This window comes from Hyphomicrobiaceae bacterium (assembly GCA_041397645.1).
Lineage (GTDB): Bacteria > Pseudomonadota > Alphaproteobacteria > Rhizobiales > Hyphomicrobiaceae > Hyphomicrobium_B.
Genome location: JAWKWE010000004.1, coordinates 317,162 through 332,490, shown reverse-complemented (window position 1 = coordinate 332,490; position 15,329 = coordinate 317,162). Strand labels below are relative to the sequence as shown.

At 59.2% G+C, this 15,329-nt stretch carries 14 protein-coding genes; 3 read left to right on the top strand and 11 right to left on the bottom strand.

Features of this window, described 5'->3' with window-relative positions:
* Positions 1 to 54: 54 nt before the first annotated feature.
* Genes R3D51_01615 through R3D51_01600 form a run of 4 tightly spaced genes read right to left on the bottom strand, consistent with a single transcriptional unit; the run spans position 55 to position 2,456 of the window.
* Positions 55 to 789 (bottom strand): TonB family protein, encoded by a 735-nt coding sequence (locus R3D51_01615; protein MEZ5898168.1) that lies wholly within the window; start codon positions 787 to 789, stop codon positions 55 to 57.
* A gap of 18 nt (positions 790 to 807) precedes the next feature.
* A complete protein-coding gene (locus tag R3D51_01610) occupies positions 808 to 1,266 on the bottom strand; it encodes an ExbD/TolR family protein (protein MEZ5898167.1) in 459 nt (152 codons plus the stop codon).
* A complete protein-coding gene (locus R3D51_01605; GenBank protein MEZ5898166.1) occupies positions 1,266 to 1,976 on the bottom strand; it encodes a MotA/TolQ/ExbB proton channel family protein in 711 nt (236 codons plus the stop codon). The genes R3D51_01610 and R3D51_01605 overlap by 1 nt, the downstream gene beginning before the upstream one ends.
* A 12-nt stretch (positions 1,977 to 1,988) precedes the next feature.
* A complete protein-coding gene (locus R3D51_01600) occupies positions 1,989 to 2,456 on the bottom strand; it encodes a hypothetical protein (protein ID MEZ5898165.1) in 468 nt (155 codons plus the stop codon).
* Between the two features lie 516 nt (positions 2,457 to 2,972).
* Between R3D51_01600 and R3D51_01595 the strand changes: the two genes are divergently transcribed.
* Positions 2,973 to 5,750 carry a TonB-dependent receptor gene (locus R3D51_01595; protein MEZ5898164.1) on the top strand — a complete coding sequence of 926 codons (2,778 nt, stop codon included), beginning with the start codon at positions 2,973 to 2,975 and terminating at the stop codon, positions 5,748 to 5,750.
* Between the two features lie 79 nt (positions 5,751 to 5,829).
* Here R3D51_01595 and R3D51_01590 read toward each other — a convergent pair whose 3' ends face one another.
* On the bottom strand, positions 5,830 to 6,057 hold the full coding sequence (locus R3D51_01590) for a hypothetical protein (GenBank protein ID MEZ5898163.1): 228 nt from the start codon (positions 6,055 to 6,057) through the stop codon (positions 5,830 to 5,832).
* Positions 6,058 to 6,268: 211 nt separating this feature from the next.
* Between R3D51_01590 and R3D51_01585 the strand changes: the two genes are divergently transcribed.
* Positions 6,269 to 7,504 (top strand): glycosyltransferase family 4 protein, encoded by a 1,236-nt coding sequence (locus R3D51_01585; GenBank protein MEZ5898162.1) that lies wholly within the window; start codon positions 6,269 to 6,271, stop codon positions 7,502 to 7,504.
* A 146-nt stretch (positions 7,505 to 7,650) separates the two neighbouring features.
* On the opposite strand, the gene R3D51_01580 is transcribed toward R3D51_01585, so the two are convergent.
* From R3D51_01580 to R3D51_01570, 3 genes are read right to left on the bottom strand one after another with little or no spacing between them, the layout of a single operon-like run.
* Positions 7,651 to 9,159, bottom strand: coding sequence for an oligosaccharide flippase family protein (locus R3D51_01580; GenBank protein MEZ5898161.1), 1,509 nt, complete (start codon positions 9,157 to 9,159; stop codon positions 7,651 to 7,653).
* Complete coding sequence (locus R3D51_01575) at positions 9,156 to 10,016, bottom strand: hypothetical protein (protein ID MEZ5898160.1); 861 nt, start codon at positions 10,014 to 10,016, stop codon at positions 9,156 to 9,158. The genes R3D51_01580 and R3D51_01575 overlap by 4 nt, the downstream gene beginning before the upstream one ends.
* On the bottom strand, positions 10,013 to 11,038 hold the full coding sequence (locus R3D51_01570; protein MEZ5898159.1) for a glycosyltransferase family 2 protein: 1,026 nt from the start codon (positions 11,036 to 11,038) through the stop codon (positions 10,013 to 10,015). The genes R3D51_01575 and R3D51_01570 overlap by 4 nt, the downstream gene beginning before the upstream one ends.
* Before the next feature lie 172 nt (positions 11,039 to 11,210).
* On the opposite strand from R3D51_01570, the gene R3D51_01565 reads away from it, so the two are divergent.
* Positions 11,211 to 12,422 carry a glycosyltransferase gene (locus R3D51_01565; protein MEZ5898158.1) on the top strand — a complete coding sequence of 404 codons (1,212 nt, stop codon included), beginning with the start codon at positions 11,211 to 11,213 and terminating at the stop codon, positions 12,420 to 12,422.
* A gap of 68 nt (positions 12,423 to 12,490) precedes the next feature.
* Here R3D51_01565 and R3D51_01560 read toward each other — a convergent pair whose 3' ends face one another.
* From R3D51_01560 to R3D51_01550, 3 genes are read right to left on the bottom strand one after another with little or no spacing between them, the layout of a single operon-like run.
* Positions 12,491 to 13,840 carry a hypothetical protein gene (locus R3D51_01560; GenBank protein ID MEZ5898157.1) on the bottom strand — a complete coding sequence of 450 codons (1,350 nt, stop codon included), beginning with the start codon at positions 13,838 to 13,840 and terminating at the stop codon, positions 12,491 to 12,493.
* Positions 13,841 to 13,875: 35 nt separating this feature from the next.
* Positions 13,876 to 14,445, bottom strand: a complete 570-nt coding sequence (locus R3D51_01555; GenBank protein ID MEZ5898156.1) for a sugar transferase — start codon at positions 14,443 to 14,445, stop codon at positions 13,876 to 13,878.
* Between the two features lie 26 nt (positions 14,446 to 14,471).
* Entirely contained in the window at positions 14,472 to 15,326 is an 855-nt protein-coding gene (locus tag R3D51_01550; protein ID MEZ5898155.1) for a hypothetical protein, read from the bottom strand.
* Between the last annotated feature and the right edge of the window lie 3 nt (positions 15,327 to 15,329).

The following is a 15,329-nucleotide window of genomic DNA, read 5'->3' as shown; positions in this document are numbered from 1 at the left end:
ACTGCGTCACAGGAGGGGGATCGCGGTCGTTCGTGTCTTCGGCGTTCTCAAGCGTCAGCGCGTGATGAACTTAAACGGAACGGACACGACGAGAGGTTCATCAGCAACTTCCGCCGGCATGGAGGGGAAGGGGGCTGCGCGGTCGAGCGCGGCCAGCGCGGCATCGTCGAGGACCTTCGAGCCTGAACTCGTCGTGATCTCGCGCGACATCAATTGGCCGTCGGTTCCGATCTTGAATTTGACGACGACGGTGCCTGCCTGGCGCGAGCGCGGGTTCACTTTGGCTCGTTCGAGCACGTTGCGAAGCTTGCCGAGGTATTCCATGCGCGCCGTCGCATCGCCAGCGACCTTGGCCTCGCCTGAGCTTTGTTCCGAAAGGATTGCGACCTGCTGCGGCTGCTGTACGGGCTGAACCTGCTCGGGTGGCTTTTCCTGCTGCGCTTCGGGTGGAGGCGGTTCGTCGAGTTTGACGATGTTGTCTTCGACCTTGCTCTGCTCAGACGTGATCGCTTCCGATAGTTCGTCGACCGGCTTGACCTCTTCGATAGGTGGCGGCGGTGTGACCGGGTCGACAGGCGTCACCTCGGCGGTCTCGATCGTCTCCATATCGTTGCCGAGTTTGGCGAGGCCCTCAATCGCGATGCCCTGCTCGACGGTCAGAACATCCTCGCCCTCACCTTTTTCGAACGAGACGACAGTCGGCGAGGGCTCATGTTGCGCAAAGCTGTATCCCAACGATGCGTGAACGAGGGCCGATATAGCAACAGCGGTGGCGCGAATGAGGTTCATAATAAAGTCGTGTTGCCTTTAGTTCTGCCCCGCCGGAGCCGGCTGAGCCTGAAGGCGGTTGGAGAGAAGAGACACCCGAGAGAAGCCGGACTGGCCGACCTCGCCGAGGATCTGCATCACTTCGCCATAGGCAAGTTTGCTGTCTGCGCGCACGTAGACGATGCCATCGCCTTCTTCCGCCTTGATGGCGGCAAGTCGAGGAATGAGCTGGTCACGCGAGACGAAATCGTTACGAATCTGGAGGCGGCCGTCGCCGGTCATCGTCACGACCATGGGCTTTCGCGTTGGCGCGACCTTGGCCGCCGACGTCTTCGGCAATTGCACCGGAACACCGGACACCATCAAAGGAGCGGCAACCATGAAGATGATGAGCAGAACCAGCATCACATCGACCATGGGTGTGATGTTGATCTCGGCCATCGGCCGATAGCCACCCTCTTCAGAATCCGAGGATGTGGTTTGTGCTGCCATACCCATCAGTGGGCCATCCCTGCGCGCAAGGGTTCAACGGACGCTTTGACCGGACCTAAATCGGCGGGCCGCGAGATCTGCCGGGCGATCTCGACGATCGCATCACCCGCGCGTGCCGCCGCGCGACCAAGTTTCACGGCATAGTGGTTATAGGCCATGACTGCGGGAATGGCGGCGGCCAGACCTAGCGCGGTGGCAAACAACGCTTCGGCGATGCCCGGTGCCACGGTCGCAAGGCTTGTGTCCTGCGCATGAGCAATAGCCGTGAATGAATTCATGATGCCCCAAACGGTGCCGAACAAGCCGACGAACGGGGCAGCGGATCCCACAGTCGCAAGGAACGGCAGACCTGCTTCGATACGTTGAAGTTGCGTCTTAAGCGCGGTTCGCATTGCGCGCTCCAGGCGGGCGCGGACGTCGCTGCGGTCTTCGCCACGTGAGGCGCCTTCGACCGCTTCGCTCTCGGCGGCGCCGAGCAGGGTGCGGGTCAAACCGCGCGTTTCGGCGACGTTTGAGGGAGATTTGGCGAACTGTTCCATCGCACGCAAGTCACGGCGAAGCATGAACATGCGCACCATCTTTTCAAGAATGATGGCCCAACAGATGACCGAGGCAAGGGCAAGGATAAGCATGACCCCCTTCACGATCGGGTCGGCGCCCATGAACATGCCATAGAGCGAAAAGTCGTGGGCGGCAGCCGCAACGTTCTGTTCCAATTCGGTCGTTCCTTACTTCGAAATCTGGACACTGGTGAGCGACGAGGTTGTCATTTTCTGCAAGCAGTCATCTTGGGCGCCGGAGTCCGCTTTGCATTCCATCACATCGTTGATCAGCAACGACCCGATCTTGTCGCAGCCCTGACCATCGAGTTCGAACAACTTGACGGTGCGTTTCTTGGGCTTGAGCGGTGCAAGATCGAGCGCGAATCGCCGGCCGATCACGCCGTCGCTCTGGAAGAGGACCACATCGAGCTTGAAGCTCTGGTAGGTCACGTCCGTCGTGTTGTTGACGACGATGAAAGCGCGACAGCCCTTGTCGTAGGGCTCAAGCTTGTTGAGTTCGAGAGCAATGTCGCTCTGAGGTGCCGCTGCCGGCGTGCTGTCGGTTCCGGCTGCGATTGCCGAGGTCGCGAGGAGGGCAGATGTGAGAGCTGCGCAGGCCAGGGTACGGCTTTGAATTGAGGCTTTTTTTGACACTCTGAGACTCACTTTATTTCTTTGACACTTACCGCTGCAGATTTATCTGCCGTGCGCTCTATTGCACTCGACTTGTGGTCTTGCTCAATTTCCGCACCCAATGTCGCCTCAATAACAAACATTTGGAGTTCCTGAGGAGACAGCACCAGGGCAATTTCGTGCAATTCCGCGTGATGTTATAGCGGCGGCACCCGCAACTGGTCGATGGCTTTTTTTCAGTAAGAATCAAGTTGCTGCCGCGACCCTGAGCATTTCCTGCTGCGGTGCAGCGCAGCGAGATATTTTCCTGGTCGTAAACGGCGCAAGTTCCGGAAATCGTTTCGCGAAACTCCTGCTGTCCGGTGCAGGGGGGCAACACTGGCCTGCATAAGCCTTTCAAGCGGTCTTTTGGGAAATGTTACCAGCTTGACCCAATCGTCCCACGCAGGCTGATTGAATTCAGATTTATTCGACTCGCGACCACTGCAGATCCGGGGGGATTTCAGGTCGACGGGGGATTGTCTGGGGGATTTGGGAATGAAAGCGCGCAATATGTCATGGATGCTTGCGGGCGCAACGATCGCGTTGCTGGCTGCGGCGCCTGGGGCCTTTGCGCAAGGCACGCAAGAGACGCCGCCGCCCACTAGCGAAGTAGCGCCGCCAGCTCCAACTGAAACTCCGGCTCCAGCTCCAGAGGCTCCGTCGGCTCCCACCGCACAGACGCCGCCATCGACTCCTCCCACAGGCGATGCGGCTCAAGGAACCCCCGCACCGGCTGCAAACGGGAATACGCAGCAATTGCCCGAAGTAGAGATCATTCAGACGCAGCCGAACCCGGAAACCAAACCGCCTGAGGAAAAGCCGCCGGAGATCGTCACCAAGAAGAAGCCGGCGCCAACCCCGGTCGCGGCCGCGCCTCAGCCCAAAGCCAAACCGAAGCCTGCTGCTGCCCCGGCATCGCCGCCGCCGTCACCCGTCGTTGCTCAGGAAGAGGCGCCTCAACAAGTTACGTTGCCGACACCTGCGGGGGGCCCGTCGCCGGAGAATACGCCGGTAAAGATGTCGCCGTTGGCCGGCAGCGAAATTCCGCTTGAGAAGGTGCCCGGCGCGGTCAGCACAATTTCAGGCGCGCAGATCATGCGTGAAGGGTCCGGTCAGGTCCAAAACACGCTTCAGCAGCAGGTGCCCGGCATTATCCTGTCTGACACTGCGGGCAGCAGCTTCCGCACCGACGTTTCTTATCGCGGCTTTGACGCCTCGCCCATCGGCGGACGCTCGCAGGCCCTTGCGGTCTATATGAACGGTATTCGTATCAACGAAGCGTTCGGCGACACGGTCAACCTCGACGCGCTGCCAGCGATTGCTATCAGCGACATCGCAGTTGTCGGCGCCAACCCCGTGTTTGGTTTGAACGCCATCGGCGGCGCAATCTCCATCACCATGAAGGATGGGTTCCAGTACCAGGGCGCTACGATCGACGTGATGGGTGGCTCCTTCGGCCGCCGCCAGATCTCAGCTGAAGCGGGTGCCCGCAGTGGCAACTTCTCCGCTTACGCGGCTGGCGAGTATCTTGCCGAGGATGGTTTCCGAGACTTCTCGGAGGCGCAGATCAAGCGCATGTACACCGACCTCGGCTTCAAGAACGACGTAGCGGAGCTGCATTTCAGCTTCAACGGCGCAAAGAGTGACGCCGGTGTCGTGACGGCCGCGCCGGTAGAGCTGCTTGCTATGGATTGGAGTCGCACCTTCACCAGTCCGCAGGACACGGAATACGAAGTGCTGATGCCCTCGCTTCGCGGCAGTGTGCAGGTGACCGATACGCTGTCGTTCTCGGGCCTGACCTACTATCGTAAGTTCAAGCAGAATGTGCTCGACGGAAATTTGACCGAAGTCGGCGAATGCGAGGATCCCGCCAACGCTGGTTTCCTGTGCTTGCCCGGCGATGATGCTCCCGAAGAACGTGTCACGGACAGCAACGGGAACTTCGTCACAGAGGATGACGTGTCGAGTCCTCTCGGGTCACTCGAGCGCATTACGCAGGACGCGGAAAGTTATGGCGGCAGCGCACAGCTCGTGGAGAGGGCCCGGATTTTTGACCGGCCCAATCAATTCCTCGTCGGCGTCAGCTACGATCACGGCAAGGTGAGCTACCAGACATCGTCTGAATTGGGGACTGTGGGAGACCGCTTCGTTGTCACCGGTTCGGGGATTGTCGTCGGGGGGCCTGACGATCTGCTGCCGCGTGATCTGACTTCAGAGAACGATTATTACGGTATTTATTTCTCCAACACCCTTGATGTTACCGACGCTCTCGCAGTGACAGTGGGCGGACGCTACAATAACGCGACCATCAAGCTCACCGATCTGACCGGGGACTTCCCGGAGCTGAACACCACCAACAAGTACGACCGCTTCAATCCGATGGCGGGCGCGACGTACAAACTCGGCTACGGCGTCTCGGTCTATGGAAGCTATTCGGAAGCCAATCGAGCGCCGACTGCTGCCGAACTTGGTTGCGCAGAACCAGAAAACCCGTGTCTGATCGAAAGCTTCCTGACCGACGACCCGCCTTTGAATCAGGTTGTTTCGAGAACCTGGGAAGCGGGCCTGCGCGGCGAACACAAGTCATGGGATGGGCAGCGGCTGACTTGGAGCCTGGGCTACTTCCATACTTTGAATACCGATGACATCTTGAACGTCGCTGCAACCACGACCGGCCGGGGTTACTTCCTAAATGCGGGCGATACGCTGCGTCAGGGCGTCGAGGCGGCCGTCGGTTATCAGAACGAGCGGTTCTCGGCCTACGCATCGTATGCCTACGTGGACGCGACTTTCGAGACCAACCTGATCCTCCCGGCGCCAAACACGCCAGGCGCTGAGCCGTGCCCCGGCACCGACGAAGACGATGACGTCAATTGCAACTTCGTGAGCGCAGGTGACAACTTGCCCGGCATTCCGAAAAATCGCTTCAAGGCAGGCTTCCAATATTGGCTCACGCCACAATGGAAGTTCGGCTCGGATCTTGTCGCGGTCTCAGGCCAGTATTTCTTCGGTGACGAAGCCAACAACAATGCCAAGCTGGCAGGTTACACCCGCGTCGATCTCAACACGTCTTATGATGTCAGCGAGAATGTGCAGATCTATGGTTTGATCAAGAATGCGTTCGATCGCCGTTACGGTTTGTTCGGAACGTTCTACGACACGGCTGAAGCAACCGAAGCGGCTGAGCCTCAGGGCCTGACGCTGACGGATCCGCGCAGCATCACGCCAGCGCAACCCTTCGCCATCTACGGCGGCGTAAAGATGAAGTTCTAGCGGTCCCCCAATCGCACAAACTGAAAGCGGCGGGTACATAGCCCGCCGCTTTTGGTTTGGTCCTCCTGGAATTCTTCGCTTACAGTCCGGCAGGCATGAAGGTGGTTGAGACTACTTCAGTCTTCCCGCGCTGTTTGCCGGCGGCGCTCACTTGATCGATTTCGCGGATCGTTTGAGCAATTGCGGCCGCAACACGCTCTAGACCTTCGCAACCCTCGCAATCGCTCTCAATATAAAGAAGCGTCTCGCGTATCGTTTCCAGGTCGATCTGCGGGCGTTGGGGAATGAGCTTTGAAAACTTGAACACGGTACGCGTTACCTCAAACTGGAACGACCGGATTAAGACTTTATCAATACTTTCCTTTATCTCAGATATCTGAGCGCAATGCAAGGCAGCGCACTGTCTCGAATTGATACAAATCATTGGTATTGTTGATCTTTGTTTGGCAAGGTTCGTTTACCTGTCACAGGCAAACTCACACCTCAGGGGATAGGAAATTGTGGGTGGAGTTCAGTCTGTGTCGCGTAAGGCAGGCATTCTCATCATCGTGGAGAACCTGACGGTTCCTCTCGACCGTCGTGTATGGCAAGAGGCGCGTACGCTCCAGGAAGCGGGCTACACCGTGTCGGTCGTTTGCCCCAAGGGCGGCAAGTACACGCAACCTTATGAAGTTCTCGAAGGCATCCACATCTTCCGCCATCCGTTGCCCATCGAGGCCGACGGTGCGCTGGGCTATGCGCTCGAATACTCATGGGCGCTGGCGTGGGAATTCGCTTTGTCGGTGAAGGCTTATTGGAGGGTCGGGTTCGATGTCGTTCAGGCGTGCAACCCGCCCGATTTGCTCTTTCTGATCGCCGGTTTCTGGAAGTACCTGTTCGGCAAGCGCTTCGTCTTCGATCATCACGACATCAACCCGGAACTGTTCGAAGCCAAATTCAACAAGACCGGCAAATTCCATAAGCTGCTGTTGTGGTTGGAGCGGCTGACGTTCAAGACGGCTGACGTTTCGATCGCCACCAACCAGACATTCAAGGAGATCGCGATTTCGCGTGGTGGCATGAGCGCGGACCGCGTGTTTATTGTGCGTTCCGTGCCTGACCTGAAACGCTTCAAGCGCGTGGAGCCCAACGTCGATCTCAAGAACGGCCGCAAATATTTGGCAGGCTACGTCGGGATCATGGGGGCGCAGGATGGCGTCGATCTGTTGATCGAAGCGATGGTTGATTTGGTGCACACAAAAGGCCGTCAGGACATCCAATGCGCCATCGTAGGCTCTGGCACCGAGCTGCCGGCTCTACAGAAGATGGCGCGCGATAAAGGACTGTCCGACTACATCACCTTCACGGGCTTTCTTTCCGGCGAGTCGTTGCTAAAGGCGTTCTCCACATTCGACATCGGTGTCATTCCCGATCCCAAGAACAGCTACAACGACAAGATTTCGATGAACAAGGTGTTTGAGTACATGAGTCTCGGCATCCCGTTCGTCTCGTTCGATCTCATCGAGGGCAAGAAGGCCTCCGGTGATGCTGCGCTCTACGCAGGCGACAACGATCCAAAGATTCTGGCTGCCCAAATGGCTCGCCTTTTCGACGACAAAGATCTCGCGGGCGCATTGAGCGAAGAAGGCAGCGTTCGTGCACGTCAGCTTCTCAAGTGGGAAAACGAACGTGCGCGATTGTTGTCCGCCTATGACTTGGCACTTTCGGATCCCAGCAAGATTGCGCCGCGCTCCGCCCCACATCCCGTCAGGTAAAGCCTGCGACATACCGACATTTCTTTCGTTGCCGCGGCTGGTGCAGGGCTCTGTGCTTTAGCGCACAATGAAGGCTGATGGCTCAGCACTCGCGACGACTTGAAACCCCCGCGCGCATAGTGCGGAGGCTGAGACAAAGCCAAGCTTCAGATTTCGGCGATCAGGGACTGGGCAGCCATCGCGCGGCGAACGAGTGCCCGAATGCTCGGCATCACGGCCGATCCGGCCGCCATCAACGCCATCCCCATAGCGGCCGCGCAAATCAGCACCCAAACTGGATTGGACCCTAAGGTCTGCGCAGTGAGAAGCGCGGCAATTGCTGTTGGCACCAGGAAGGCTGAACGCGAAAAGAGAATCAGGCTGAGGCCGCTTTCGAGCCGCTCCAAGCGCAAAGTTACGTACAGCAGCGACAACGTCTCTCCGACGCATCCAATGGCTGCGATTTCGCTCAAGGATGCGCCATGCGCGGCGCAGTAGAATACAAAAGGCAGCACAGATGCGCGGATCAATCCGGCAATTAGGAATGGCCTGGTATCGCCAGCCGCCATGAGCGCCATGCCAGGGACGGCTTGTAACATGCGCATTGCCCACATCCCTGCAAGCCAGGTCACGACGGTATTCAGCCCCTGGTATGAAGGGCCGAAGGCGAGGGTGAGCAAACTGCCACCTGCGATGATGAACACGCCGAGGTAGACCGAAGCGAGAATGGTCGTGGCCTCGGCCATGGTGGCGAAGCTACGCTGCAGCTGGTCCTTCTGGCGCAAAACTGAGGCAAAGACGGGAAGCATCAACGCGTGGCCCGCGCGCGCGGCGACAAGTCCAGGCACCATGGTGATCATGAAGGCGGCGGAGTAGGCGGCAAGCGCTTCGATTCCGGCCAAATGACCGACGATCGCTCGGTCGCCTTGATAGACCGCGATGAGCGGCAAGGCGCTGAGCATGATCGGCCAACCGAACCGCAACAGCCGCTTCACGACGTCTTCGCAAAACGCGAGGCGGTAGGGCGTTCTGGCCAAGAGGCGTGCGACCACGACGCTGGAAGAAGCCTGAATGAGCGACAGCACGACCACCGCTTCAAAACCGGGATAGAGTTTCAGGACAGGCAGCGTTGCAGCCAGTGCCAGAGCCTGCGGAGCGACTTCCACGAGCAGTTGTGGACGATTGTCCAGACGGCGCTGAGCGCGCCTGCAGTCCATATGCATAAGTCCCTTGATTAAGGGAACGAGCGCAATCAGCGCGAAGGCCCCTTGTGCCTCGGGAACGGCAAAGAATGCGGCCGCGTAGGGAGAGATCACATAAAGCAAGAGTGCGAGCGTCATCCCGCGCGCGAGCAGGATCGCGTGCGTTGTGGCCACAAAGTCGTCGCGGTCACCGTCGGCGGCCTGCACGATCAACCGGTCGTGCCCAACGTCGGAAAGCATTTCCAGCAACTGCAAAAGCAGTGTGATCGAGGCTGCAATGCCGAAGTCGCGCGGCGAGAGTGTGTGACCGAGGATGGCGTTGCGCGCGAAAGACAAAAGCTGTCCCATGCCGAAACCAGCAAACAGCAATATGCCTTGCGCGCCGATTTTCGCTGCCGTTGGCTTCGCTTCGAACGGCGAGGGCGTGGGATCCTGCGAGGGCGGCGCCGGGTGGCGTGCGGTAATCGCGCTCATACGGGGCTTTGACGTGTCCGCGACCAGCCGCGGGCCGATGGTAGGCGGCGGACGATCTTCGAAACCGGTTTGCTTGTAAGGCGGCTGATGAGATTTGCGCCGGGCGCGCCCGACAGACGCATCAGAGCGCAGGTCGTCTGCAACCAGCGTGCCGATAATGCGCGGTCCCACTTGCTCTGGAATGCCAGCTCCATGCTGCCGAAGTCTGTGCCCTTCTTTCCTGCAGACAGATGCTCCAGATGGAAATCAATGACGTAGGTCGAGTAGCCCATTTGGGATGCGTGCAGGCAGATGTCTGCGCCGTAAAAATGAAAGCCTGAAAGGTCGTGGGAAAAGCCTATGCGTGCATCGCGGCGCACGACGATGAAGTTCTCATCGAGAGTGGCAACACGCGCGGGCAGATCGCCGACCCGGACATCGCGCCCGTGCGGATCTGAGATGCGCAGGGCCAGCTGGCCCGGTGCCACTCCGCCCGCATTGCCTGCAACGGCCCAATCGGGGTCTATGCGCGTAAGCTCGGCAAGGCGTTCGTCCAGAGCATGGCGGCCATCGCTCAACAGACGCACGTCTTGGTGGCAAAGGATGACGATGGGCGCTCGCGCGGCGTTGAGCAGCGCGTTGAGCCCGCGATAAGCGTCTGTCTGGCGTGAGCCGGTGTTGTCGATAAACAGATATTCGCTGAACCCGTCAGCAAAGCCGTGCGCTTTGAACGAGGCGCGCATGTCGTCGTATTGTGCGCGATTGGAAACCAGAGTTGCGATTGCGTAGCGGGGCTCGCCACACGTCGATGCGTCGGATTCCGGCCGCACGACGCGCGCAGGAAGCTCACAAGACCGGCTTGAGGTCGGCAAATTCATGCGCGGCCTCGCGGTGAGTGCCGGATGAGGGCAGGGAGTTTTCCCTCTGCCATGCGCGGAGCTTCATATCCATGCCGCCACTCTGCGCGCCGGGCCCAGATCTCGCGCCAGGCAGCAGAAGACATTTTGGCCGATGCGGAACCCGTCAGGCTGGCGATCATAGTTGTGGCAACCGCACGCGACGCGGGCCAAGCTGCGAGTAGTGCGCGGCCAACGGGGGCCATTGCGCGCGACCAATGGCGATTGATCAGCGTCGCCTTTGCTGCAAGCAAGCGCACCATCTTGTCAGCGCGCGCCGTCTCCGATGCCCCGCCGTGATGGATGATCGTTGCCCCGGGTGTGACAAGCGGCTGGGCAAGGAATGCCTTGGCGCGCAGGCACAAGTCGGCTTCCTCGCCGTACATGAAGAAAATAGGATCGAATCCGCCAAGGCCAGCCCACAACTCGCGTTCGATCAGGAAGAAGCACCCCGATACGATGTCCACCTCGCGGACGTGATGGCGCGGCCAGCGGCCATACGATTCCCCGTTGAACGCCTCGAAGCGCGAAAGGATCGCGGTGAGTCCCGACGCACGGCAAAAGAGGTTCCAAGGCGTCATGCGCTTCCAGCACGACGATGGATTGAGGCGTCCGTCGGCGAACAACGTTCGTCCGCCCCAGATGCGGGCGGTCGGATAGGTGCGCGCGAAATCCACCAGCTTGTCGATGGCACGATCAAGCACGACGGTATCGGGATTAAGCAAAAGAATGTAGCGCCCCTTGGCGCGCCGCGCTGCGAGCGTGTTGGCCTGCGCAAATCCGATGTTCTCGGAAAGCCGGATGAGGTCAGCGTTGATCGGATGGAATTCGATCATGTCGGCCGAGCCGTCGCTCGACGCATTGTCGACGCAGATCACCTCGTAGCGCACGGACTTCGTTTGCGCGAGGACTGAGGTCAGGGCCGCCTCGGTCAGCGCGCGGGTATTGTAGCTGACGACAATGATCGAGAGGTCGATATTCGTGGTCGGAACGACGCGACACATGGCAACGCAACTCGCAAGCTAACGAACGGACGTCCCAAAGATAGTTTGCGGATGCTAACCCTCGATTAACGATGGTCCGCGAATGCAAAAACTAACGCGAGATTAACGAGAGCTCGTGCACAATCGGCCCTCGAATTCGCGCGGGTGGCGCGCAGACAGGGCGAGAGTTGACATGGCGGACGTTACGAAGGCGCAAACCGGCTTCGACGGCATCATTTGCATCGGTGGGGAAGATTGGTGGTACCACAATCGCGGCCACTTCGATTTCCAGATCATGCGGCGGCTGGCGAAGAATCGTCCGGTCCTATTCGTGAATTCCATTGCCGTCCGTATGCCGTCGTTAAAGGAGAAAAGTCAGTTTGCAAGCCGCATTGGCCGTAAACTGAAGAGCCTTGCGCGGGGTCTCGTGCACGTCGAAGACAACTTCTGGGTCTTTTCGCCGTTTTCGGCACCCGGGCCGTCGGGCGAAAAGCTGACGCGATGGGCTCTTGCGCCGCAAATCAAGCTCGCCGCCACTCGGGCAGGAATTCACCGGCCGTTGCTTTGGATCCATTGCCCTGCTGGTGCGACCTTGGCTGACGAAATTTCTCACGCAGCGCTTGTGCTCCAGCGCACGGATCGCTTTGAGGCCTTTCCTGAAGCCGATCCGCAGATCGTCGGAGCGCAGATCGCCAAGCTCAAAGCAGAGGCGGATCTTGTGGTTTACTGCAATCCCGAGCTGATGGCGCAAGAGCAAGGCGAAGTGAAGCGGCAGCTTCTCGTGACGCACGGCGTGGATCTGGAAACGTTCGTTACGGCCGGTCGCTCGCGTGCACCGGGTCCGGCTGATGTCGCATTCATGAGAAGGCCGCGCGTTGGATTTATCGGGGGGATCGATGCGCACACCTTCGATCCGCCACTGTTTGTCAGCACAGCGCGTCGTTTGCCGGAGTTCGAGTTTGCTTTGATCGGAGGGTGCTCCCTTCCCGAGGGCTGGTGCGATTTGCCGAACGTCAAGCTGCTCGGGCGCAGGCCCTATGATGCGATCGCCAGCTACATGGCCGCGATGGACGTTTTGATCATGCCGTGGAACAACAGCGAGTGGATCAAAGCGTGCAATCCGATCAAGCTCAAGGAGTACCTTGCCGTCGGCCGTCCGGTTGTGACAACTGACTTCCCGGCACTCGAAAAATACCGCGATCTGGTGCACGTTGCGCAGGGGCCGAGCGCTTTCGCGAAGGCCATCCGGAACGCGTATGAGCAGCGCTATGACGCGGACAAAGCGCGTGCTCGGGTTGCGACAGAGGGCTGGGACGCCAAGGCGAGCGCTCTCCAAGATGCGCTCGAAGGCCTCGTGTCAGAGCTGGATATGGACCCTCTCAATCAACAGCGGACAGCCGCCTAGCCGCCTCTCAGACCCAAGAAAAACGCAACATAGAAGTCGTTCGTGGGTTCGTGTGCAGGGCCCGCACGTTATGCATACGCGCCGTGGGGCATCATGGGCCGCGGCGGATATGGGGCGGCCAGACCGCCCGGGGCAGGCGCCGGGAAGCCCAGCATGGCATCTTGCTTTGAGGTTGCGGGCTTTTTCGCCTTTGCGCGAACCCTGACAGGATCTGCAATCCAACCAGCAGTGCCGAGGAAGAAGAAGAAGAACGTGAACGGCACGTTCCACAAATGCACCGTTGTTGCGACCATCGACAATGCGATTAGAGACATCGTCCACCCGCGCGCCATGTTGCGAAGCATGGGATCTTTGGACTTGAGGCCGCGCTTGTTGACCGCCCGGAAGAGGAGGGTCAGGGCGATAACAAGAAGAAGAAGTGCCGGCAGACCGGTGCGGATCATGATCACCAGCCAGAAGGCGTCGATGGTGGAGGAGAACATCCAATCTGGGCGTTCCCATTCGCCGAGGCCAAGGCCCGTCAATGGGTACATCCAGACATTGTTCATCCCGTTTTCCCAGATCTGCAGGCGATAGAAACCTGTCCACGGATCGAGCGTCATGCCTGTGGCGATGATCGCGATGGGGCCGCGAGTGGAAACCAGGGATGCGCCGATGTAGAGGCCGACGATGATCAACAAAGTGATCTTGGCGCGCGCCTTGAATCCGCGCGTAATTTTATCCCAGGCCAACATGCCACCCTGCAGGCCCAAGCACAGAAGCGGAGCAGAGGAAAGTCCAAGCACAGTGGCCGCCGCAAGCAGGCCGGCCTTTTTGAACCGGGCAGCCGTGGTGCGTTCCGCAAACCAGAACATTGCAGCCATCGTCGCGCAGAAGGTTCCGTAGTGGATGGGGTGATCGAAAACGCCGTAAGCGCGCGTGAGACCGAGGCGCTGTTCCACACCGATCGGGTGATAGTAGCCCGTCAGTTGGTGCAGGATGTTGTGCGTAAAGATCTGTCCGAAAAGCGTTTCGGGGAGGGCAATCATGGCCGCAATGAAAATTGCCCAGCCGAGGGCTTTCAGAGTGGCGCGCAGCTCCATTTCGTTGCGGATCCATGCTCGCGCAACCAGATAACCGCCGAGGCTTTCCAGCGCCTGAGAGCCGCCATAGACAAGGCCGGGCTGACCGCCCTCGTGATACATGTAAATCGCGACGGTCCAGACGTTGAACAGGATAAAAAAGATATCGAAGCCGCGCACCTTGAGGCCGTTTTGCGAGGCCAGGCGCATGATCGCAATCGGGAACAGGATGAAGAGCGCGACACGATGCGGCGGAAAGCGCAGTCCGGCGATGTAGAGAGACAGCTCCGTCGGGCAAAGGAACGAAGCAATCAGCAGCAGGACCGGCCAGGGTGCTCTTTTGATCTTGCTCTTCATCGCCGCTTACAACCAAAACCTCTTCACGAGTCCGCCTAATCGGCGTTCGTTCCTGCGATCATCGCCGCGATGGTGCGCCTCAGGATGCCTAAGTCGAGTGCCACGGACCAGTTCTTGATGTAGGCGAGATCAGCTTCCACCCGTGCTTCGATGGAGCCGGGCTTGGCCGTTGATCCTCTAAGTCCAGTCACCTGTGCCAAACCTGTCATTCCGGGTTTCATCTGATGACGATCTGGATAAAGCTCAAGCAGGCGAGAGAACTCTTCGTCGTGGACGAGCGCGTGTGGGCGCGGGCCGACGAGGGACATCTCACCGCGAAGAACGTTCAATAGCTGCGGAATCTCATCGAGGCTGGTGCGGCGAAGAATGCGCCCAACGCGGGTGATGCGCGCATCGCCCGGAGTGGCCTGACGCACGGCGCTTCCGTCCTCAAGTACGCGCATGGAGCGGAACTTTAGCATGCGGAATTCGCGCATGAAGCGGCCGCGACGGCGCTGAGAGAAGATGGCGGGTCCGGGGCTTTCGATCTTGATGGCGAGTGCGATCAGCGGCCAGAGCGGAAGGCTGATGGCAAGCATCAAGCTGCCGATAACGATGTCTTCAATTCTCTTGACGATTGGTGACCAGCCACTCAGACGTTTTTTTTTACGTCGAGGAGGCCAACGGGGCCGAGGTTCGAGACTTTGTGGGCGATGTCGTTGTCGACAAGATCCGAAGAGATGTGCGTTACGATGTGGGTTGAGACCGGCAGCGTGGCGAATTTCTTGACGATGGTCGAGATGCGCTGATCTGCCGTCTGCGGCAGGGCGACGATGATGCGGTCGATCTTGCCTTCGCGGCAGGTGGTGACGAGGTCTTCCAGCTTTCCGGCGACTTCGAGGCCTTCCGGGTTCAAGCGGTCTTCACCGGCACGGTCGTCATAGACGCCGGCAAAGTAGACGCCGAGGCCCGGAGACTTGAGATGATCATGAACGCGGCGAGCGATCTGGCCGGCGCCGAACACCGCGACGCGCTGGTCGAAACGACCGTCGGCGGCGAGCTTCGCGAGAATCTTGCGGGCAATGATGCGGCAATAGAGAGTGAGCGAGAAGCTTGCCGATAACCAGGCAGCGTACCACACGACGATGTGCATGTTGCGCAGTGCCAGCGGCAGGCCGATGCCCAGCACGCCGATCATGCCGCAGATGACACCGATGAATAGTTCGAACGGATCCTGTTTGAACATATCCATGCGGGTGGTGTCGTACATGCCGCGAAAGCGCAGGCATAGGTGCGTTATGAAACCGGCGACAAGCACGGACTGCAGCACCAACACCTGGTCAATCTTGATGTGACCGACGATTGCATAAATGAGCGCCGGCAGGAGTCCGCCTAAAACCATGGCAAGAATGTCGCCGATAGCGACAACGTCCGCGGCCACGTTGCGCGACAAACGGCGGCGCATCATGTCCTTGGCTTTAGGTTCGCTGACGGTTGTTTCCGTCATTGC